The organism is Vulcanococcus limneticus LL, assembly GCF_002252705.1.
GTDB lineage: Bacteria > Cyanobacteriota > Cyanobacteriia > PCC-6307 > Cyanobiaceae > Vulcanococcus > Vulcanococcus limneticus.
Map to the genome: position 1 here is coordinate 41,085 of NZ_NQLA01000010.1, position 21,066 is coordinate 62,150.

A 21,066-nucleotide genomic window follows, 5' to 3' on the forward strand; every position below is an offset into this window, starting at 1 on the left:
GAACGAACGGCCGCGATGGCACCGCGTTGGTTGAGGTCCCTGGCGGCGGCCCCCCTGGTGATTGGGGCGCTGCTGGCGGTCCCGCGGCCCGCCCAGGCCCTGGTGCCCTACGTGCTGGTGCCCGGCAACCGGGACCTGGAGGCCGCGGGGCTGGGCATCGCCCAGGCGGCCGCCCGGCTCTTGAGGCTGGGCCAGGCGGAAGATGCCGCCCGGCTGGCGGCCCTGACCGTGCAGCTGCTGCCCCAGGATCCCCGCGGCTGGGTGCTGCTGGCCGAATCCCAGCTGCGCAGCAACCAGATCCAGAAGGCGGGCGTGGCGCTGGCCCGGGCCAAGCAGCTGGATCCCAAGAACCCGGGCATCTGGTTTGCCGAGGGCTCCCTGGCCCTGCGGGACGGCAAACCCAAGGAGGCCAGCGGACTGATCCGCCAGGGCCTCAAGCTCGACCCGAAGAACGCCAGCGGCTACTTCGACCTCGGCAACGCCCAGATCCTGATGGGCAACCGCACCGCCGCACTGGAGGCCTTCGAACGGGCAGCCACCCTGCGCAAGGACTTCTGGGAGTCGATCAACAACCAGGCGCTGGTGCTGTTCGAGCAGGGCAAGGAGAGCGAGGCCATCCAGCGCTGGCGGCGGGTTCTGGCGATCAAGGCCGATGCGGCCGAGCCCAGGCTGGCCCTGGCCGCCGCCCTCAATGCCAGCAAGTCCGGCAGTCCGGAGGCGATCGAGCTGGCCAACACCGCCCTGGCGGCGGAGCCCAACTACGTGCTCGATAGCTACCAAAAGGAACAGCTGTGGGGCGATCGGCTGCGCTCGGCCACCCGCACCCTGCTGGGCCGCGCCGAACTGAAGACGGCGGTGGAGCGGGCCCAGGCCAACGCCGGGGCCAGCAGCAATGACGACGAGGGCTCCTAGCCCAGCGGACTCGAGCAGCGCCGCCGTCACCGGGTTGGCCTGGACAGGATCTGTAGGCTGAGCGCCACGTTCCGCCCCCAGAGCCCAGCACCGGATGGCCGAGGAGCGCCCCGAGGAATCGATCGGCAAGTCGATCGAACCGATCGCCCTGCACCAGGAGATGCAGCGGTCGTACCTCGAGTACGCCATGAGCGTGATCGTGGGCCGGGCCCTGCCCGACGTGCGCGACGGCCTCAAGCCGGTGCAGCGGCGCATCCTGTTCGCGATGCACGAGCTGGGGCTCACCCCGGATCGGCCCTACCGCAAGTGCGCCCGCGTTGTGGGCGACGTGCTCGGCAAGTACCACCCCCACGGCGATCAGGCCGTGTACGACGCCCTGGTGCGGCTGGTGCAGACCTTCTCCAGCCGCCACCCCCTGCTGGACGGCCACGGCAACTTCGGCTCGGTGGACGACGATCCGCCGGCGGCCATGCGCTACACGGAGACGCGGCTGGCGCCGATCGCCCACACGGCGATGCTGGATGAGATCGGCGCCGACACCGTTGACTTCGCCCCCAACTTCGATGGCTCCCAGCAGGAGCCCACGGTGCTGCCGGCCCAGCTGCCCTTCCTGCTGCTGAACGGCTGCACCGGGATCGCCGTGGGGATGGCCACCAACATCCCGCCCCACAACCTGGGCGAAGTGGTGGATGCCCTGATCGCCCTGATCCGCAAGCCCGAGCTGAGCAACGAGAAGCTGCTGGAGCTGGTGCCCGGCCCGGACTTCCCCACCGGCGGCGAGGTGCTGCTCGGCAGTGGCCTGCGCGACACCTACCTGGGCGGCCGGGGCAGCATTCCAATGCGGGGCGTGGCCCACATTGAGGAGGTGCAGCCAGGCAAGGGCCGCCACCGCCGCGGCGCCGTGGTGATCACCGAGCTGCCCTACCAGCTCAGCAAGGCGGGCTGGATCGAGAAGCTGGCGGAGCAGGTGAACGACGGCAAGATCACCGGCATCGCCGACATCCGCGACGAGTCGGATCGAGAGGGCATGCGGGTGGTGGTGGAACTGCGCCGCGACGCCGACCCCGAGAAGGTGCTGGCGGAACTGCAGCGCCGCACTGCCCTGCAGAGCAACTACGGCGCGATCCTGCTGGCCCTGGTGCACGGCAAGCCGGTGCAGCTGAGCCTGCGGGAGCTGCTGCTGCAGTTCCTGGAGTACAGGGAACTGACGATCATCCGCCGCACCCGCCACGCCCTCAAGCGGGCCGAGGACCGGCTGGAGGTGGTGGAGGGCCTGACCAAGGCCCTGGGCTCCCTGCGCCAGGTGATCGACATGATCACCGCCGCCCCCGACGCCAGCGCCGCCCGGGCCAGCCTGCAGGTGCACCTGGATCTGAGCGAGCGCCAGGCCGATGCCGTGCTGGCCATGCCGCTCCGTCGCCTCACCGGCCTGGAGCAGGAGAGCCTGCGCAAGGAGGCTGATGACCTGCGGCTGGAGCGGGGTCAACTGCGTCACCTGCTGGAGGAGCGGCCGGCGCTGCTGGACGCGATGGTGGGGGAACTCAAGGCCCTCAAGAAGCGCTACGCCACGCCTCGCCGCACCCGGCTGGTGCAGGGCGGCGACGAGCTGGTGGCCCAGCGCAGCGCGGCCGTGCGCCCCAACGCCGAACTGCAGCGCCGGCGGGCCCTGGAGGGACTGGCCAGCGACGGCCGCCTGCTGATCCAGGCCGATGGCGCCGTGAAGATCGTGGGGCCGCAGCTGCTCGGGCGGCTGCACCTGGAGGAGGCCGCCGACGCGGGCGAGCATCCGTCGCCGGCGCGACTGATCCTGCCGGTGGCTCAACAGCCGGCGCTGCTGGCCTTCACCGCCAGCGGCCGGGTGGCGCTGTTGCGCTGGGAATTCGCCGGCCAGCAGCCGGGCCATCTGGAGAAGTTCCTGCCCGATGGCATCAGCGGCGATCCAGTGGTGCAGGTTCTGCCCCTGCCGGGGGCCGGCTCGGGTGGCAGTGGGGCTGCGTCAGATGTGAGCCTGGGCCTGCTCAGCAGCGATGGGCGTTTCAAGCGGCTGCCCCTGGAGGAGTTTCAAGAGCTCTCGGGCCGGGCCGCCACCGTGCTCAAGCTCAAGGAGGGCGTGAATCTGCGGCGGGTGGTGGTCTGCCGGGACGGTGAGGAGCTGGTGGTGGCCAGCAGCACCGGCCGGATGCTGCGCCTGGAGGTCACCGAGGCCAACCTGCCGGTGATGGGCCGCACCGCCCAGGGACCGATGCTGATGCGGCTGCTGCCGGGGGAGGCCGTGGTGGGGGCCGCCTGCGCCGGCGAGGGCGCCAGCGTGCTGCTGGCCAGCCGCCTGGGCCAGCTCAAGCGCCTGGCGATCGCGGGCCTGCGGCCCTGCGAACGGGGCGACCTGGGCCAGATCGGCCTGCGCTTCCGGGAGCGCGGCGATGCCCTGGTTGACCTGCAGGGCGGCGAGGCGGCTGTACTGGGGGCCGTGCTCGGCGATGGCCGCAGCATGCGCCTGGCGAGCGATCAGCTCCCGGCCGAGGACGCCACGGGCACCGGCCAGCTGCTTGCCCTCAAGGCCACGGACACGGTGAAGGAACTGGTGCCCCTGATCCAGGCGGTCTGAGGGCGGGCCGCCAGCCTGCGACTCCGACCGCCTGGATCAGAGCCGGGTCAATCAGACCGTGGCGGCAATACCTGCCGGCTCCAGCATCAGCTTGCTGTTGCGCAGCGATTCCTCCATGGCGATCGGATAGGCACCGTCGAAGCAGGCCGTGCAGAAGTGGCTGGCATTGGCCTGGGCGGCCTCCACCATTCCCTGCTTGCTCAGGTAGGCCAGCGAATCGACGCCCAGGTGAGCGGCAATCTCCTCAAGGGTGAGCCGGGCAGCGATCAGCTGGTCCTGGGTGTCGGTGTCGATGCCGTAGAAGCAGGGGTGGGTGACGGGCGGCGAACTGATCCGCATGTGCACCTCGGTGGCACCGGCCTCGCGCAGGGCCGCCACCAGCTTGCGGCTGGTGGTGCCGCGCACGATTGAATCATCGATCACCACCACCCGCTTGCCGGCCAGCACATCCGGAAGCGGATTGAGCTTCACGCGGATGCCCGCCTCGCGCATGGCCTGGGTGGGCTGGATGAAGGTACGGCCCACGTAGCGGTTCTTGATCAGGCCATCGCCGAAGGGGATGCCGCTGAGCTGGGAGTAGCCGATGGCCGCCGGGATGCCGGAATCGGGCACGCCGATCACGATGTCGGCCTCCACGGGGGTTTCGCGGGCCAGGGCCTCACCGATCCGCACCCGGTAGCTGTAGAGCGACTCGCCGAAGAAGCGGCTGTCTGGCCGGGCGAAGTAGATCATCTCGAACACGCACAACTTGGCGGGTTCGCTGCACCACTGCTCGCGGTGGGGGGTGGGATCGCCCTGGCGGAAGTGGATGAGTTCGCCGGGGTTCACATCACCGTCGTAGCTGGCGCCGATGATGTCGAGGCCGCAGGTCTCGCTGCTGGCCACCCACTGGGCCTCGGCCTGCTCGCCCATGTGGCCGAACACCAGGGGCCGGATGCCGTGGCCGTCCCGCAGGGCATAGAGGCCCTCAGGGGTGCCGATCACCAGGCTGAAGGCACCGCGGCAGCGGCCGGCTGCCTCACGGATCGCGGCATCCCAGTCGAGCCCCCCATTCACGGCGTGCTGCAGCGCGAAGGCGATCAGCTCGGAGTCGGTGGTGGAGGTGAACTCGGCTTCGGGAGTGTCGGCGGCGATGGCCTCGCGCAGTTCGCCGGCGTTCACCAGGTTGCCGTTGTGGGCCAGGGCAAAGGGGCCCTGGCGGGTCATCAGCACCACGGGCTGGGCATTGCAGGCGCGGCTGCTGCCGGTGGTGGAATAGCGGTTATGGCCGATGGCCAGGCTGCCGGGCATGCGCTCCAGCACGTCCTGGTCGAACACCTGACTCACCAGGCCCATGTCCTTGTGAAGGCGCACCTGGCCGTCGTCGAAGACGGCGATCCCCGCCGACTCCTGGCCACGGTGCTGCAGGGCGTAGAGGCCGAAGTAGGTGAGGTTCGCCACCGGCTGATCCGGCGCCAGAACAGCGAAGACGCCGCAGGCCTCCTCGGGTTTGTCGGGGCGCTCCGGACTGGCCGTGGGGCTGGCTGCCTTTGCAGCGGACGGGACCTGGGCGGGCTGGTCAGGCTGGTCGATCGGCACGGGCCATCCCACCTTTAGGTTCGCTTCGTCATTGTGCCTCAGTGGGTCGGGGGCACGGCGGCGCCGATGCGGCGGGGAATGGCCTGCTCGAAGGCCTGGCACAGGGGCTCCAGCCCTTCCCGCAACAGCAGAGAGCCCGCCTGGGTGATCGAGAGTTCCGGGTCGGCTTCCACCACCCCCAGGCACTGGGCCGGCACCGGGCTGCCGGCCGCCGCGGCCTGATCCAGGGCCTGCTGCCAGGCGGCGGTCTGGGCCGGCGGGATGCTCACCAGGATGCGGGCGCCACCCTCGGCGAACAGCAGCCGATCCAGGCGCGCCGTGCTGGCCGGCAGCTCCAGGTGGGCCCCCAGGCCCGAGGCGATGCTGGCCTCGGCCGCGGCGACCGCCAGGCCACCGTCGCTGAGGTCATGGGCGGAGGCCACCAGGCCGGTGGCGATGGCCTGGCGCAGGAAGGCCTGCACGGTCTTCTCCAGGGCCAGATCGATCTCCGGCGGACGACCGGTCACAGCGCCATGCAGGCGCTCCAGGTAGCTGCTGCCGGCCAGGCCCACGCGGGGATCCGATGCATCGGTGGCGGAGGCATGAGCCCCTGCGGGAGCGGAGCCCGTTTCCAGGGGTGTGCCCAGCAGCCAGATCAGGTCCCCGGCATCACGCCAGGCCAGGCCCCGCACCTGGCTGAGGTCGTGGACCAGGCCCACCATGCCCACCACAGGGGTGGGGTGGATCGGCTGCAGCGTTCCGTCGGGCAGGCGGGTCTCGTTGTAGAGGGAGACGTTGCCACCGGTGACGGGGGTGTCGAGGGCGCTGCAGGCGGCCGAGAGGCCGCGGCAGGCCAGGGCCAGCTGCCAGTAGCCGGTGGGGGTTTCGGGCGAGGGGAAGTTGAGGTTGTCGGTGACGGCCAGGGGCTCGGCACCGACACAGCTGAGGTTGCGGGCGGCCTCCGCCACGGCCGCCATGCTGCCGCGCTCGGGATCGAGGGCCACCCAGCGGTTGGGGCAGTCGACCACCGCCGCCACCCCACGGGTCGCGGCCTGCAGGGAACCCTGGCCCAGCTGGGGCCGCAACCGCACCACAGCCGCATCGCCACCGCCGGGGGGGAGCACGGTGTTGGCCTGCACCTGGTGGTCGTACTGGCGGAACACCCAGCGCTTGGAGGCGATGGTGGGGTCGTCGAGCAGGGCGCGGAGCACCTGGCCCCAACCGAGGTGCTGGCCCGCGAAGCTGCCGGCCGCCGGCGTGATGCCGGCGGTGCTGGCCTCCGGCAGTTCGGCCTCATGCCAGCGCCAGTGGGCCTGAATCTCGGCCGGGGGCTCGCTGAGCAGCTCATGCCGGTTGATCGGCGTGTCGTCGGCGAGGGCGCTGGCGGGCACCTCGGCGGCCACGGCACCGTTCTGCAGCACGCGCACCACGTTCTCCTGCAGCACGCGGCCCACCACCGCCGCCTGGAGGCCCCAGCGGGTGAAGCGCTCCATCAGCGCCTGCTCGCGGCCGGGCTTCACCACAAAGAGCATCCGCTCCTGGGATTCCGAGAGCAGGAACTCGTAAGGGGTCATGCCGGCCTCGCGGGCGGGCACCTTGTCGAGGTCCAGCTCGATGCCGAGGCCTCCCTTGGCGGCCATCTCCGAGCAGCTGCAGGTGAGGCCGGCGGCGCCCATGTCCTGGGCGGCCACCACATCGCCACTCTTGAAGGCATCGAGGCAGGCCTCGATCAGCCCCTTCTCCAGGAAGGGATCACCCACCTGCACGGCGGGACGGTCATCGAGGGAGGCGTCGGTGAGCTCGGCCGAGGCGAAGCTGGCGCCGCCCATGCCGTCGCGGCCGGTGGTGCTGCCCACATACACCACCGGATTGCCCACACCCTCGGCCCCCGAGCAGACGATCGCCTCGGTCTCCATCAGGCCCAGGGCCATGGCGTTGACCAGCGGGTTGCCGGAATAGCTGGGGTCGAAGGCCACCTCACCGCCCACGGTGGGTACGCCCACACAGTTGCCGTAGTGGGCGATGCCCGCCACCACCCCCTCCATCAGGCCCACATTGCGCTCGTCCTCCAGCGGGCCAAAGCGCAGGGCGTTGAGCAGGGCGATCGGCCGGGCGCCCATGGTGAAGATGTCGCGCAGGATGCCGCCCACGCCCGTGGCCGCCCCCTGGAACGGCTCCACCGCCGAGGGGTGGTTGTGGCTCTCGATCTTGAAGGCCAGCCGCTGGCCCTCGCCCAGGTCCACCACGCCGGCGTTCTCGCCAGGGCCCACCAGGATGCGTGGGCCCGTGGTGGGGAAGCCCTGCAGCAATGGCCGGGAGTTGCGGTAGCAGCAGTGCTCCGACCACATCACCCCGAACATGCCCAGCTCCGCGCGATTGGGGGCACGGCCGAGGCGGCGGCAGATCTCGTCGTAGTCGGCCTGGCGCAGGTTCTCCTTCTTGAGGGCCTCAGGAACGGAGTACTCGGGTGGGGCTACGACCACAGGGAGCTGGGCAGGAGGTCTCCAGTCTCGCCGAGCGACTCACCGGGGCGGGTAGGGCCTCGGCCCCCGGCGACCGCTCTGCGCGCCTGGGTACAGGCTGTCCAGATCTGCAGTCCAGATCTGCAGTGACCAGGGCCCGGAGGTTCGGGAGCTTCCCTCAGACCCAGGGGTCGTCGTCGGGGGTGGCGGGCGGCGGCCCATCACGGAAGGCGCCGCCGTAGCGGGAGCGGCGGGGTTCAATGCCATCAGGTGGATCGGAGGAGCGATCCCACGCCTCGACCTCAGGTTCGGGCTCCTCCTGGCCCCAGTCATCGCCATCCCAGGCCTCGGCCGGGGGACCTTCGCGGCGCCACTCCGGCTCACGCTCGGGGGCCGGCCAGTTCCCCTGTGCATCGCCACCCGATACCGACCGGCGCCGCGGCTCCGGTTCCGGGTCGAACTCCCGCTCCGGCTCGCGTTCCTCCCAGCCAGGCCCCTGGACGCCCTCATCCCAGGGGGGCTCCTCCAGCCAGCCCTCCAGGCGCTCTTCGAAACGATCGCCCGCCTGCTGGAACTGCTCCCGCAGCTTGCCGGTCTCCTCCTGCACCTGGTCCCGCCAGCGGCGGGAGCGGCGCAGGAACTGCTGGCGCACACTGGCGCGGGCCAGGGGCAGGTCGTCGAGACCCTGCAGGGCAGTGATCACCTGGCCGGGCTGCTGATCCACGATGCGATCGGGTGCCAGACGCCAGCGGCTGCTGCCCGGCAGGCGGGGATCACTGCGGGACACGAGGTAGTGGCGGATCCGGCCGCTGCGCAACTCCACGGCGGCATCGGCCACGCTGCCGAGCACGGCGCCGCCTCGGCCCACCAGGGCCGCCTCGATCAGGGTCGGCAGGCGCTCCACCGTCATCAGGTCGGTGATCGCGGGCTCGCCCTCCACGAACAGCTCCAGTTCCGCCAGCCCCCGCAACTGGTTGAGCCGCCAGGCCAGGCGCCTATCGCCAAAGGCCGAGGGCTTGCTGATCCAGCCCAGCAGCCGGTGCACCGGAGGGTGCATCCAGGCGATCACGCCGGCGCCGTGATCCAGACCCTGGGCGTCGCGCACGTGGCGGCGCAGCAGGTCGCTCAGCAGCAGCTGTTCTGGCAGGGGCACCGGCTCAGCTGCGGATCTGCACCGGCATCACCAGATAGGTGAAGCCGCCGTCGTCCTGGGGGGAGAGCACCACGGGGGTGGTGGGGGCGTTGCAGCGCAGCTCCACCCGCTCGGCGGCGATGGCCTTGAGGCCCTCGAGCACGTAGCGCACGTTGAAGGCGATCTGGATCGCATCGCCGCTCACCTCGGCGGCCACGGCCTCCGAGCCGCTGCCCACGTCCTGGGCGTCGGCGCTGATCTGCAGCTGGCCCGCCACCGGATCGCTGGTGATCTTCACCACGTTGTTGTGCTGATCGGCCAGCACCGCCACCCGCTCCAGGGCCGATACCAGGGCGCGGCGGTCCACCACCAGCGAGCGGGCGAAGCTCTCCGGAATCAGCTGCCGGTAGTTGGGATAGGTGCCATCGAGGCTGCGGCTGGTGAGCACCTGGTCGGCCCAGAGGAACACCACCTGGCCCCGGTCGCAGAACAGGCTCACCGGATCGCCGCCACCGCGGGCCGAGAGCAGCCGCTCCAGCTCCCGCAGCGAGCGGGCCGGCACCGTCACATCCATCAGGCCCGTGCCGGGGGTGGTGTTCTCGAGGCGCAGCACGGCCAGGCGGTGGCCATCGGTGGCGGCGCACTCCAGCCCCTGCTCATCGAGGCCCAGATGCACGCCGGTGAGCAGCTGCTTGGCCTCGTCGCTGCTGCTGGCGAACAGGGTGGCCCGCAGGCCCTTGACCAAGACCTCGGGATCAAGGCGGATCGGGGTGCCGCTCTGCACCAGGGGCAGCTCGGGGAAGTCGTCGGCGGGCATGCCCCGCATCTGGTAGCTGCCCGACTGGCTGGTGAGTTCCACCTGCTCGCTGCCCTCCTCGCAGCTGAGGGTGATCGGGCTATCGGCGGAGAGACGCGCCACGATCTCGCCGAACAGCCGGGCCGGCAGGGTAATGGCGCCACTGCTCTGCACTGAGGCGGGCAGGCTCGTCTGGATGCCGAGGCTCAGGTCAAACCCCGTGAGACTCAGACGGCCGGTGCCGGCATCGGCGGTGAGCAGCACGTTGGCCAGAACCGGATGGGTGGGGCGGCCCGCCACGGCCCGGCTCACCAGCTGAAGGCTGGCATTGAGTTCGGCCTGGGAGCAGACCAGCTTCATGGCGCGGCATGGGGGCCCTCCACGGTTCCACAAGGCGTCCCGATCCGCAACGGGCCTGGTGGGCCGGATCCCCGCGACCTACTGCCCGACTGTCCAACGGATTGAAATCTTCCAAGAAAAGAAGACAACCCAGCAGCCGTAGGGACTGCGGAAAACCAGAAGAACGCTCCAAACCCTTTGCTATCACAGGAGATTCACTTCCCCCAGGCTGGGGAATCTGGTTTTGAGTTCCGGGAGTGCCCTGCGATTTCCACCGTTTCCCGGCCCTGGGGAAAAGTCGTCCAGGTTTTGCCGCCACGCAGTCGTCCGCTTCCCCCAAGGCCCTCCGCCGGTTTTCCCCAGCTTGCGGACAGGCGCTTTCTCAACTGGTTGGGGAAAGGCGGGTGGTTGTGGTTGGTTCGTTGCGGATCGGCTCGGTTCAGGGCTGCGCTGGGAGGTGTGCGGTTGAACCGGGCGAGGCTGTGGGCGGTCATTGCGGCACGGGACCCGCTCTGGGCGCCCATCACAAAGCCCCGCAGTGCCGGGGCACCACGGGGCTGCGGGGGATCGGGGAGGTGCGATCGGTCCGGGAGCTGGACTGGTTCAGGCCTGGCTCACGACCGCCCTGGTCGGCTCAGTTCAGAAGCCCATCACCTGGGCCACGGTGGCCGTGTCGGGATCCAGGCCGGTGTGGAACTTGGAGTCGTTGTGCTCGATGGCGGTGGTGGGGTCCTTGAGGCCGTTGCCGGTGAGCACGCACACCACCGTGGCGCCGGAGGGCACCTCCTCGCGCCGCTTGATCAGGCCCGCCACTGAAGCGGCGCTGGCGGGCTCGCAGAACACCCCCTCGCCGGCGCCCAGCAGCTTGTAGGCCTCGATGATCTCGGCGTCGGTCACGGCCATGAAGCCGCCGTTGCTCTCGGCGCGGGCCTTGAGGGCATTCTCCTTGTTCACCGGGTTGCCGATGCGGATCGCCGTGGCGATCGTGTCCGGCTGCTCCACGGTGTGGCCCAGCACCAGGGGCGCGGCGCCGGCGGCCTGGAACCCCATCATCCGCGGCAGCTTGCGGCTGTGGCCGGCGGCCCTGTACTCGTTGAAACCCATCCAGTAGGCACTGATGTTGCCGGCGTTGCCCACGGGGATGCACAGCCAGTCGGGAGCTTCGCCCAGGGCATCCACCACCTCGAAGGCGGCCGTCTTCTGGCCCTGCAGACGGTAGGGGTTGAGTGAGTTCACCAGGGTGACCGGATACTGATCGGCCACCTCGCGCACGATGGCCAGGGCCCGGTCGAAGTTGCCCTTCACCGCTAGCACCTCGGCGCCGTAGAGCAGGGCCTGGGCCAGCTTGCCCTGGGCTACATAGCCATCGGGGATCAGCACGAAGGCACGCATGCCGCCGCGGCGGGCATAGGCGGCGGCGGCGGCGGATGTATTGCCGGTGCTGGCGCAGATCACCGCTTCGGAGCCGGCCTCCTTGGCCTTGCTGATGGCCATGGTCATGCCCCGGTCCTTGAAGGAGCCGGTGGGGTTGAGGCCGTCGTATTTGAGATACACCTTCACGCCCTTGCCGATGCGCTCCGCGATCACCGGGGCGGGAATCAGCGGCGTGGCCCCCTCGCGCAGGGTGATCACCGGCGTTTTTTCCGACACCGGCAACCAGCGCCGGTAGCCCTCGATCAGGCCCGGCCAGTCCTGCATGGAGGGCTTGGGTCCCAGGCGCCGGCGCAGGGAGGACAGCAGGGGCACGGGCGGCAAGGGGGGGCTGGGCTCGAATCTACGGCCCGGGCCAGAACCCTGTTCAGGAGGCGTTTTTCGCCGGCTTCTGGCCCTCCTCGCCCCGCAGGCCATCCAGGGGAGAGTCCGAGAAGAACTTCACAAGCTCGCTGATTGAACTCGCCTTGCTCATGATCTGGAGTAACGCCGGGATGCTGATCTCCATCTCATCGTTCGGGTAGGCCTTGAGGAAGCCCACCGCTGTGAGGCTGCCGTTGCCGCTCACCAGGCCGTTGATCACGCCGGCCTTGAGGGCGGGCACCCCCGCCGAGCTCGCCTTGAGCGGGTACACGATCGTGGCCACCCGCGCCAGGATCGCCTCGCCGATCCGGGTGCTGAGCAGCCGGCTGGTGAGCACCAGCGGCAGGGTGAGCGGCTGGTTGAGCAGCTTGGATACCTCCGCCGGCTTCTGCTTGCTGAAGACCATCACATCCGCCAGCAGGCCACGGGCCTGGCCGGTCTGGGCCAGATGCTCCATGTCCGCCACCGGAATCGAGCGACGGAAGGCGCCACTCACGAACACCAGCTGCTCGGCCGCCAGGGCAGCGGGGCTTGCACCGATCAACCCCAGTCCAAGGGTGGCGGCGGCGGCGCTGGCGCTGAGGCGGCCCCGCAGGGTGGCGATGGCCATGGGCGAACGGGGCTTGGGATCGATGCCAGAACTGTAGGCCGGTTGTTCAGGAGGCCTGGGCGGTTTGCCGCGCGGCAAGCTCCACCCGCCGGCGGGTCTGGGGGGCCACCAGCACATCCCGCAGCAGCCGCACCACACCCCGTTCGGCCAGCCCCCGGGCCACATCCAGGCCCATGCGCCGCAGTTCGGTTTCCTGCAGCAGCCGCGGCAGCCGCCTGAGCAGCAGCTGGGGCTCGAAGCCCGGCAGCTGGCGCAGGATCTCCACCAGCCGTTGGATTGGCTCCAGCGAGAGCAGTTCGAGCTCGCCGGCACTGATTGGTTCGCGGCCCCGCAGGCCCGGTGGTAGGAGCCGCTGGGGCAGCCGCTGGCCCACGCGCAGGGCCGTCTGCCAGCCCAGGGCATCGAGCTGATCCACCACGGCCTGCACCAGCTGCTGGCGCAGCAGACCCGCCTTGGGGGAGAACAGGAAATCGAGCACCTGATCCAGCAGGCCGTCGAGATCGAGCTGGCTGCCGCTGGCGGCGCTGCTGATCAGGTTGTCGAGCCGCTGCCAGCGGAAGATCTCGCCGTCGAACAGCATCTCCTTGAGGCTGTTGCGCAGTTCGGGGTCCGGGTCTTCCATCAGCCGGCGGGCGAAGTAGGGGTAGGCGGCGCCGAGGATCTTGAAGTCGGGATCCACGCTCAGGGCGATGCCCTCCAGGGTCACCAGCGAGCGGATGATCAGGGCGTAGTAAGGCGGCACCCGGAAGGGGAACCGATACATCACGCCCGAGAGGTCATCGGTCACCGCCTTGAAGTCCATACGGCTGACGCCCATCTCCAGGGCCTGGCCGAACACCCCCTCGAAGGCCGGCACGATCGGTTCCAGGTTCACGTCCTCGGCCAGGAAGCCGAGGTTGACGAAGTCGCGCGAGAGCTTGCTGAAGTTGCGGTTCACAAGGTGCACCACCGCCTGGATCAGGCCGGTGCGGGCCTCGCGGTTCACCTCGCTCATCATCCCGAAGTCGAGGTAGGCCAGACGGCCATCGGGTAGGGCCAGCAGGTTGCCGGGGTGGGGATCGGCATGGAAGAAGCCGTGCTCCAGCAGTTGCTGCAGGCTGCAGTTCACCCCCACCGTCACCATGTCGTTGGGGTCGATGCCGAGGGCCCGCACGGCATCCAGGTTGGTGAGCTTCACCCCGTCGATCCACTCCATCGTGAGCACCCGCCGGCTGGTGGCCTGGTGGTAGATGCGGGGAACGGCGATGCGCGGGTTGTGGGCGTGCAGCGCGGCGAATTTTTCGGCGTTGGCGGCCTCGTTGTAGTAGTCCATCTCCTCGAACACCCGCTTGCCCAACTCGTCGATCAGGGCCACCAGATCGCTGCGGATCAGGCCAACGTTGCGGTTGAGCCAGGCGGCGAGGTTGCGGACGATGTAGAGATCGAGGGTGATCTGCTCGCGCAGGCCAGGCCGCTGCACCTTCACGGCCACCCGCTTGCCGGAGTGGAGCACGCCGCGGTGCACCTGCCCGAGGGACGCCGCCGAGATCGGCTCGCGCTCCAGTTCGGCGTAGATCGCGTCCACCGGGGCGCCGAGGTCCTCCTCGATGCAGGCCATCGCCAGGGCCGAATCGAAGCCGGGCAGCTGGTCTTGGAGCTGGGCCAGCTCTTCCAGCAGCAACGGTGGCACGATGTCCGGCCGGGTGGAGAGGGCCTGGCCGGCCTTGATGAAGGCGGGGCCGAGCGAGGCCACCAGATCCGCGGCCTCCTTGGCCCGGGCCCGGGCGTGGGTCTTGCTGCCCAGTCGGCCGGTCAGCCAGTCGAAGCCCACCCCGAGCAGATAGAGGCCGATGGGCACCAGGGTCTGCCAGAGGCGGCGGATCAGGCGCTGGGGGTGGCCGGCGTAGATGCGGGTGATGGCGGCCGGGTCGTAGCTGAGCAGACCGGCGGCTTCGATGAAGTCGCTGAGCTCCGCGGCGGCCGCGGCGCTGGCGCGGTGGGCTGGGGTTGCGGGTGCCGCCGCCGCCTGGCTGGGCGCCGCTGGCTCGGTGTGGGTGACCGGCTCGGCAGGGGAGGCGACCGGCTCGCCGAACACCGCCGCCTGCATCGCCTCGAGGCAGGCCTCGGCGGCGGTGTGGACGGGCGTGCCGGCGGCCTCGGCGGCGGGAGCCGGCTGGGGAGCGCTGCTGGACTGCGCGCGGGCCATGGCGCTGTGCCGGTTGCCCGGACTGGGTTGATTCCCCTTCTAAACGAAACGCAAAGCCGCTACGGTCGGGGCGAACACCTGTTCCACTCCGGAGGCCGGCGTGCTCACGGGTCTGCGCCTCGAGAACATCGCCCTGATTGAGCGGCTCCAGCTCGACTTCAAGGCCGGGTTCACGGTGCTCACCGGCGAGACCGGAGCCGGCAAGTCGATCCTGCTCGATGCCCTCGATGCCCTGTTGGGCGGAGCCCAGGGCGCGGCCGGCGGCCGGCTGCTGCGGCCCCGGGCCGAGCGGGCGGTGATCGAGGCCAGCTTCAGCCTCAGCCCGCCCCTGCGCACCTGGCTGGCGCAGCAGCAGCTCGAGGCCGAGGAGGGGGAGCTGCTGCTCAGCCGCGAGTGGCGCCGCAGCGACGATCGCCTCAGCAGCCGCAACCGCCTCAATGGGGTCGTGGTGAGCCGCACGCAGATCCAGGAGCTGCGGCCCCTGCTGCTTGATCTCACCGTGCAGGGCCAGACCCAGCAGCTGGCCCGCCCCGGCCAGCAGCGCCGCTGGCTGGATCGCTTCGCTGGGGAGGAGCTGCAGCGGTCACTGGAGCCCGTGGTCCGCGCCTACCGCGGTTGGAAGCAGGCCGCCGCCGCCCTGGAGGCGGCCCGGGCCAACTGGCAGCAGCTGCAGCGGGAGCGGGAGCGGCAGGAGCAGCTGCTCGACGACCTGGAAGCGGCCCAGCTGCAGGACCCCGCCGAGCGCACGCGGCTGCAGCAGGAGCAGGACCGGCTGGCCCATGGCGTGCGCCTGCAGGAGGGGGTGAGCACCCTGCTGGGGCGGCTGGTGGAGGGGGCCGACCAGGCGCCGTCGGTGCTCGATCACCTGGCGGCCTGCGAGCAGGAGCTGGCCCAGATGGAGCTCTGCGACGGTGGCGTGGTGGAGCTGCGCAGCCGCTGCAGCGACGGCCTGGCCCAGCTGCAGGATCTCGCCCGCGACCTGGACCGCTATGGCGCCTCGCTGGAGAGCGACCCCGAGAGCCTGGCGGGGCTGCAGGAGCGGATTGCCCAGCTCAAGGCCCTCGAGCGCCGCCACGACCAGGATCTGGCGGGGCTGATCACCCTTCGCGACCAGCTGCGTGAGCAGCTGGCCCCCGGTGGGGCCGAGGCCTCGCTGGAGGCCCTGGAGCAGGCGGAGCGCGGCGCCCGGGCGGATCGGGACCAGGCCAATGCGCAGCTCAGCGTCCGGCGGGCCAGCGCCGCCAGCCAGCTGGAGCAGCAGCTGATGGCGGCCCTGCGGCCGATGGGGCTGGCCAACGTGCGCTTCGCCGTGGCGATCGCGCCGACGCCGGCTGGGGAGGAGGGGGCCGATGCGGTGCAGTTCCTGTTCTCCGCGAACCCCGGCCAGCCCCTGGCCCCCCTGGCGGAGGTGGCCTCCGGCGGCGAGATGAGCCGCTTTCTGCTGGCCCTGAAAACCTGCCTGGCCGCGGCGGATCCGCACGTGACCCTGCTGTTCGATGAGATCGATGCGGGCGTGAGTGGCCGGGTGAGCGGGGCCATGGCGGAGCTGCTGCAGCGGCTGGCCCAGCGGCGCCAGGTGTTCTGCGTCACCCACCAGCCCCTGGTGGCCGCCGCGGCCGATCACCACTACCGGGTGTCCAAGCAGGTCGTGGGCGGCCTCACCCACACGCGGGTGTCCCAGCTGCGGGACACTCAGGCCCGCCAGGCGGAACTGGCGGAACTGGCGGGTGGCGACTCCGGCGAGGCCCGCAGCTATGCCGCGAGCCTGCTGGAGAAGCGCAGCGCCTGAGCATGGCCCTGCACCACAGATGCACGTCCCCGCAGCCACCACTGTTGCCGCTTGGGCGGCGTCGCTGGGCCCCGGGTCCTACAACTGGCGGATGGCGCCCCTGTCCCGCCAGCTTCCGCTGCGTTTCCTGCTGCTGCGTTTCGGGGTGCTCGCGGCCGCCAGTGCGGTGGGTCTCACCGCCGCCCTGGCGGTCCTGCTCGGCTCCTTCGAGCGGCAGCGGGCCGCCGTCATTGAGGTCCAGGCCACGGCAGCGGTGCGGGAGGCCTCCCGCGACCTGCAACGCCTGTTTTTTGAGGTGGTTGGAGATCTGGGGATCATCAGTCGGTTGCCGCCGGTGCGGACGGCCGTGGATCAGCCCACCGAGGCTCACTGGCGCGCCGCGGGTCAGCTGTTCGGGGGGTTCCTGGTCGAATACGGCCGCTATCGCTCCATCAGCGTCGTGGACCGGAACGGCGCTCCCGTGGCCTCGTTCCCCAGGGTCGCGGTCAAGAGCCATCGTGCCGCCCCGCTGTCTCCCGCCGCCGGTGAGCAGCAGCAGCGCCAGCTGGTGGTGTTCCCCCCCATCTGGCAGGGCTCGCGGGCCCTGCTGCCTGTGGCTCGCCCGCTGCTGGATGCCACCGGCAGACCGCGCTTTGAGCTCTGGGCCGACCTCCAGCTCAACGGCGCGTTTGAGGGGATCGCCAAGATCCTGCAGGTGCCGGAACTGAAGAGCGAGTGGTGGATCCTCGATGCGCGGGGCCAGGTGATCAGTGCGCCACCCCGGGGAGGTTCTCGCCAACAGCCCTTCAACCTGCTCCAGCGCTTCCCGATGCTGCGCACCCCGCTCGCCGAGGGCTCGAGCGGCCGGCTGCTGGATTCGCAGGGACTGGTCGTGTATCAGGCGCTCAATCCCCTCCAGCAGGATCTGAACGCCGCTCCCGGCTCCGGTCTCGGTCGGGGTGTCCGGCCCGTGAGCCTGGACTGGATGCTGGTGATGCGGGTGCCACCCGACCAGCTGCAGCGCGGATCCCTGTTGGCCTCCGCCCAGGGCCAGCTGCTGATCGGGGGCCTCTACCTGGCGGCTGCTGTGGCCTGCGGACTTCTGGCCTACAGCCAGTTGCAGGCACGACTGCGCCAGGTGGATGCCGATCGCCATGCCCAGGAGCTCTGGCGCCTCTCCAGCACCGATTCGCTCACGGGGCTGGTGAACCGGCGGCGTTTCGAGGAGCTGGCCGCCTACGAGATCGCCCGCAGCCACCGCACGGGAGCGCCCCTGGCCCTGATGTTGCTGGATCTCGATCACTTCAAGGAGATCAACGACCAGCACGGCCACGACACCGGCGATCTGGTGCTGCGGTCCTTCGGCGGGGCGGCCCAGGCAGCCCTGCGGGAAATCGACACCATCGCCCGCTGGGGTGGTGAGGAGTTTGTGGTGCTGATGCCCCAAACCGGCCATCAGCCTGCGGTGGCGGTGGCCGAGCGGGTGCGGCGGACTGTGGAGGATCTGGCGGTGTTGCCCCGTTCCGCGGAGTCGGAGGCCACCGCACCGGTGCGCATCACCGTGTCCATCGGTGTGGTGGCGATGGACGCTGGCGACCTCTCGCTGGAGGCCCTGATCCAGATGGCCGATCACGGCCTCTACGCCGCCAAGGCCTCCGGCCGGAATTGCGTGGCGGTGCTGCAGGCCCCGGGGCAGAAGCCACAGATCGCCCCGGGCTGATCGGGGGCTCCTCGCCCCTGTGCTGGCCCCCAGCCCCGGCCCGGCGCGGCTCCAACCCCAGGCCCCCCAACCAGCGCCCGTAGAATCCACTGTTCTCGAAGACGCTGGATGCCCCGCGCGAGCGCCGGTTCCGGGCCTAAGGCCACAGCAGCGAAACGGACGGCCAGCAGCAGCGAAGCGAGCCAGCCGAGGGCGCAGAGCCCGGCGGAAGCGCCCCCACCCCTCACCCTGCACGAGAAGGCGGCCCAGCGCGATGGCAGCCGCGCCCTCAGCGGCGGCTCCCTGGAGGATGTGATCCGGGTGCGGGGCGCCCGCCAGCACAACCTCAAGAACGTCGATCTCACGATCCCGCGCAACCGCCTGGTGGTGTTCACCGGCGTGAGCGGGAGCGGCAAGAGCTCGCTCGCCTTCGACACGATCTTTGCCGAGGGCCAGCGCCGCTACGTCGAGAGCCTCTCGGCCTACGCGCGCCAGTTCCTGGGGCAGGTCGACAAGCCTGATGTGGACGCGATCGAGGGGCTGTCGCCGGCGATCTCGATTGACCAGAAGTCCACCAGCCACAACCCCCGCTCCACCGTGGGCACGGTGACGGAGATCCAGGACTACCTGCGCCTGCTGTTCGGCCGCGCCGGCGAGCCCCACTGCCCGGAGTGCGACCGCTCGATCCGGCCCCAGTCGATCGACGAGATGGTGGACCAGATCCTGGCGCTGCCGGAGGGCACCCGCTACCAGCTGCTGGCCCCGCTGGTGCGCGGCAAGAAGGGCACCCACGTGAAGCTGCTGGGCGGCCTGGTGGCTGAGGGCTTTGCGCGGGTGCGCATCAACGGCGAGGTGCGCGAGCTGGCCGACAACATCGAGCTCGACAAGAACCACGCCCACAGCATCGAGGTGGTGGTGGACCGGCTGGTGGCCCGCGAGGGCATCCAGGAACGGCTCACCGATTCGCTGCGCACGGCCCTCAAGCGCGGCGACGGCCTGGCCCTGGTGGAGGTGGTGCCCAAGGCGGGTGAGGAGCTGCCGGAGGGGGTGGAGCAGGAGCGGCTCTATTCGGAGAACTTCGCCTGTCCGGTGCACGGCGCCGTGATGGAGGAACTCTCACCGCGTCTGTTTTCGTTCAACAGCCCCTACGGCGCCTGCCCCGACTGCCACGGCATCGGCCACCTGCGCAAGTTCACGGTGGAGCGGGTGGTGCCCGATCCCTCGCTGCCGGTGTATGCCGCGATCGCGCCTTGGGCCGAGAAGGATAACTCCTACTACTTCTCGTTGCTCTATTCGGTGGGTGAGGCCTTCGGCTTCGAGATCAAGCTGCCCTGGAACCAGCTCACCGATGCCCAGCGCGACGTGCTGCTGAACGGCAGCAAGGAGCCGATCGCGATCCAGGCCGACAGCCGCTACCGCAAGGGCGCCGGCTACGTGCGGCCCTTCGAGGGGATCCTGCCGATTCTGGAGCGCCAGTTGCGCGATGCCAGCGGCGAGTCGGTGCGCCAGAAGCTGGAGAAGTTCCTGGAGCTGGTGCCCTGTGCCAGCTGCCAGGGGTTGCGGCTCAAGCCCGAGGCCCTGGCGGTGCGGGTGGGGCCCTATCGCATCCACGAGCTCACCGGCAGCAGCGTGGGCGAGAGCCTGCGGCGCATCGAGGCGCTGATGGGGGTGGGTGAGAGCGAGGGGGCGGAGCCCCTGCTGACACCGCGCCAGATCCAGATCGGCGATCTGGTGCTGCGCGAGATCCGCATGCGCCTGAAGTTTCTCCTGGATGTGGGGCTCGACTACCTGAGCCTGGATCGCCCCGCCATGACCCTCTCGGGCGGCGAGGCCCAGCGCATCCGCCTGGCCACCCAGATCGGTGCCGGCCTTACTGGCGTGCTTTACGTGCTGGATGAGCCGAGCATCGGTCTGCACCAGCGCGACAACGACCGGCTGCTGAGCACGCTGATCAAGCTGCGCGATCTGGGCAACACGCTGATCGTCGTCGAGCACGACGAGGACACGATCCGCGCCGCCGACTTCGTGGTGGACATCGGCCCCGGCGCCGGTGTCCACGGCGGCCACATCGTGGCGGAGGGGTCGCTGCAGAACCTGCTGGACGCGGAGGATTCGCTCACCGGCGCCTACCTGAGCGGCCGCCGCTCGATCCCGACGCCGGCCGAGCGACGCACCAGCAGCAGTCGCAAGCTCAACCTGGTGGGTTGCGGGCGCAACAACCTCTCCGGCTTCGATGTGGAGGTGCCGCTGGGCCGGCTGGTGTGCGTGACGGGGGTGAGCGGTAGTGGCAAGAGCACGCTCGTGAATGAGCTTCTGCATCCGGCCCTGGAGCACAAGCTGGGCATGAAGGTGCCCTTCCCGACGGGTCTGGAGGAGCTGAAGGGCATCCAGGCGATCGACAAGGTGATCGTGATCGACCAATCGCCGATTGGCCGCACGCCCCGCTCCAACCCGGCCACGTACACCGGTGCCTTCGATCCGATCCGCCAGGTGTTTGCCGCCACGGTGGAGGCCAAGGCCCGCGGCTATCAGGTGGGGCAGTTCAGCTTCAACGTCAAAGGAGGCCGCTGCGAGGCCTGTGGCGGTCAGGGCGTGAACGTGATCGAGATGAACTTTCTGCCCGACGTCTATGTGCAGTGTGATGTGTGTAAGGGCGCCCGCTATAATCGAGAAACCCTACAGGTGACCTACAAGGGCCACACCATCGCCGATGTGCTGGAGATGACGGTGGAGCAGGCCGCCGAGGTGTTCTCCGCCATTCCCCAAGCGGCCGATCGCCTGCGCACCCTGGTGGATGTGGGCCTGGGCTACGTGAAGCTGGGCCAGCCGGCGCCCACCCTGTCCGGCGGTGAAGCCCAGCGGGTGAAGCTCGCCACCGAACTCTCCAAGCGCGCCACCGGCAAGACGCTCTATCTGATCGACGAGCCCACCACCGGCCTCAGCTTCTTCGATGTGCACAAACTGATGGATGTCATGCAGCGACTGGTCGACAAGGGCAACTCGATCCTGGTGATCGAGCACAACCTCGATGTGATCCGCTGTGCCGACTGGATCGTGGACCTCGGTCCCGAGGGGGGAGACAAGGGCGGGCAGATCGTGGTGACGGGGACTCCCGAAGAGGTCGCCGCCCATCCCACCAGCCATACGGGGAGATACCTCAAGCAGGTGCTGGCGCAGCATCCACCTCAGGTCGCGCTGGCCTGAGCC

Annotated in this window: 12 protein-coding genes; 5 read left to right on the plus strand and 7 right to left on the minus strand. The window is 70.1% G+C overall.

What is annotated here, in order from left to right:
* Positions 1–15 precede the first annotated feature (15 nt).
* The gene (locus CJZ98_RS06650) at positions 16–912 is read left to right on the plus strand and encodes a tetratricopeptide repeat protein (protein ID WP_094589653.1); all 897 of its coding nucleotides are present in this window, start codon (positions 16–18) and stop codon (positions 910–912) included.
* Positions 913–1,006: 94 nt separating this feature from the next.
* Complete coding sequence (locus CJZ98_RS06655; protein ID WP_094589655.1) at positions 1,007–3,517, plus strand: DNA gyrase/topoisomerase IV subunit A; 2,511 nt, start codon at positions 1,007–1,009, stop codon at positions 3,515–3,517.
* A gap of 51 nt (positions 3,518–3,568) precedes the next feature.
* On the opposite strand, the gene purF is transcribed toward CJZ98_RS06655, so the two are convergent.
* The 7 genes from purF to CJZ98_RS06690 all read right to left on the minus strand — a co-directional run bounded on the left by purF (position 3,569) and on the right by CJZ98_RS06690 (position 14,392).
* Entirely contained in the window at positions 3,569–5,089 is a 1,521-nt protein-coding gene (gene purF, locus CJZ98_RS06660) for an amidophosphoribosyltransferase (RefSeq protein WP_390625496.1), read from the minus strand.
* A gap of 44 nt (positions 5,090–5,133) precedes the next feature.
* Positions 5,134–7,557, minus strand: a complete 2,424-nt coding sequence (gene purL, locus CJZ98_RS06665; protein ID WP_094589659.1) for a phosphoribosylformylglycinamidine synthase subunit PurL — start codon at positions 7,555–7,557, stop codon at positions 5,134–5,136.
* A 157-nt stretch (positions 7,558–7,714) separates the two neighbouring features.
* A complete protein-coding gene (locus tag CJZ98_RS06670) occupies positions 7,715–8,689 on the minus strand; it encodes an RNA methyltransferase (protein ID WP_232756279.1) in 975 nt (324 codons plus the stop codon).
* A 4-nt stretch (positions 8,690–8,693) separates the two neighbouring features.
* A complete protein-coding gene (gene dnaN, locus CJZ98_RS06675) occupies positions 8,694–9,824 on the minus strand; it encodes a DNA polymerase III subunit beta (RefSeq protein ID WP_094589661.1) in 1,131 nt (376 codons plus the stop codon).
* Between the two features lie 618 nt (positions 9,825–10,442).
* Positions 10,443–11,501 (minus strand): threonine synthase, encoded by a 1,059-nt coding sequence (thrC, locus tag CJZ98_RS06680; protein WP_094589694.1) that lies wholly within the window; start codon positions 11,499–11,501, stop codon positions 10,443–10,445.
* A 100-nt stretch (positions 11,502–11,601) separates the two neighbouring features.
* A complete protein-coding gene (locus tag CJZ98_RS06685) occupies positions 11,602–12,207 on the minus strand; it encodes an alpha/beta hydrolase (RefSeq protein WP_094589663.1) in 606 nt (201 codons plus the stop codon).
* A gap of 46 nt (positions 12,208–12,253) precedes the next feature.
* On the minus strand, positions 12,254–14,392 hold the full coding sequence (locus tag CJZ98_RS06690; protein ID WP_232756280.1) for an ABC1 kinase family protein: 2,139 nt from the start codon (positions 14,390–14,392) through the stop codon (positions 12,254–12,256).
* 100 nt (positions 14,393–14,492) lie between these two features.
* Here CJZ98_RS06690 and recN point away from each other — a divergent pair, with 100 nt between their 5' ends.
* The 3 genes from recN (at position 14,493) to uvrA (ending at position 21,063) form a co-directional block, all read left to right on the plus strand.
* Positions 14,493–16,181 (plus strand): DNA repair protein RecN, encoded by a 1,689-nt coding sequence (gene recN, locus CJZ98_RS06695; protein WP_094589665.1) that lies wholly within the window; start codon positions 14,493–14,495, stop codon positions 16,179–16,181.
* Positions 16,182–16,272: 91 nt separating this feature from the next.
* Positions 16,273–17,880: a GGDEF domain-containing protein gene (locus CJZ98_RS06700; RefSeq protein ID WP_157910897.1), complete on the plus strand. Its 1,608-nt coding sequence runs from the start codon at positions 16,273–16,275 to the stop codon at positions 17,878–17,880.
* A 108-nt stretch (positions 17,881–17,988) separates the two neighbouring features.
* Positions 17,989–21,063, plus strand: coding sequence for an excinuclease ABC subunit UvrA (gene uvrA, locus CJZ98_RS06705; RefSeq protein WP_232756281.1), 3,075 nt, complete (start codon positions 17,989–17,991; stop codon positions 21,061–21,063).
* Positions 21,064–21,066: the final 3 nt, after the last annotated feature.

What these genes read in the sequence shown, in the direction of transcription:
- CJZ98_RS06650 (WP_094589653.1), top strand. Translation starts at nt 16, where the DNA reads ATGGCACCGCGTTGGTTGAGGTCCCTGGCGGCGGCCCCCCTGGTGATT.
- CJZ98_RS06655 (WP_094589655.1), top strand. Translation starts at nt 1,007, where the DNA reads ATGGCCGAGGAGCGCCCCGAGGAATCGATCGGCAAGTCGATCGAACCG.
- dnaN (WP_094589661.1), bottom strand. Translation starts at nt 9,824, where the DNA reads ATGAAGCTGGTCTGCTCCCAGGCCGAACTCAATGCCAGCCTTCAGCTG.
- thrC (WP_094589694.1), bottom strand. Translation starts at nt 11,501, where the DNA reads ATGCAGGACTGGCCGGGCCTGATCGAGGGCTACCGGCGCTGGTTGCCG.
- CJZ98_RS06685 (WP_094589663.1), bottom strand. Translation starts at nt 12,207, where the DNA reads ATGGCCATCGCCACCCTGCGGGGCCGCCTCAGCGCCAGCGCCGCCGCC.
- CJZ98_RS06690 (WP_232756280.1), bottom strand. Translation starts at nt 14,392, where the DNA reads ATGGCCCGCGCGCAGTCCAGCAGCGCTCCCCAGCCGGCTCCCGCCGCC.
- CJZ98_RS06700 (WP_157910897.1), top strand. Translation starts at nt 16,273, where the DNA reads ATGGCGCCCCTGTCCCGCCAGCTTCCGCTGCGTTTCCTGCTGCTGCGT.
- uvrA (WP_232756281.1), top strand. Translation starts at nt 17,989, where the DNA reads ATGCCCCGCGCGAGCGCCGGTTCCGGGCCTAAGGCCACAGCAGCGAAA.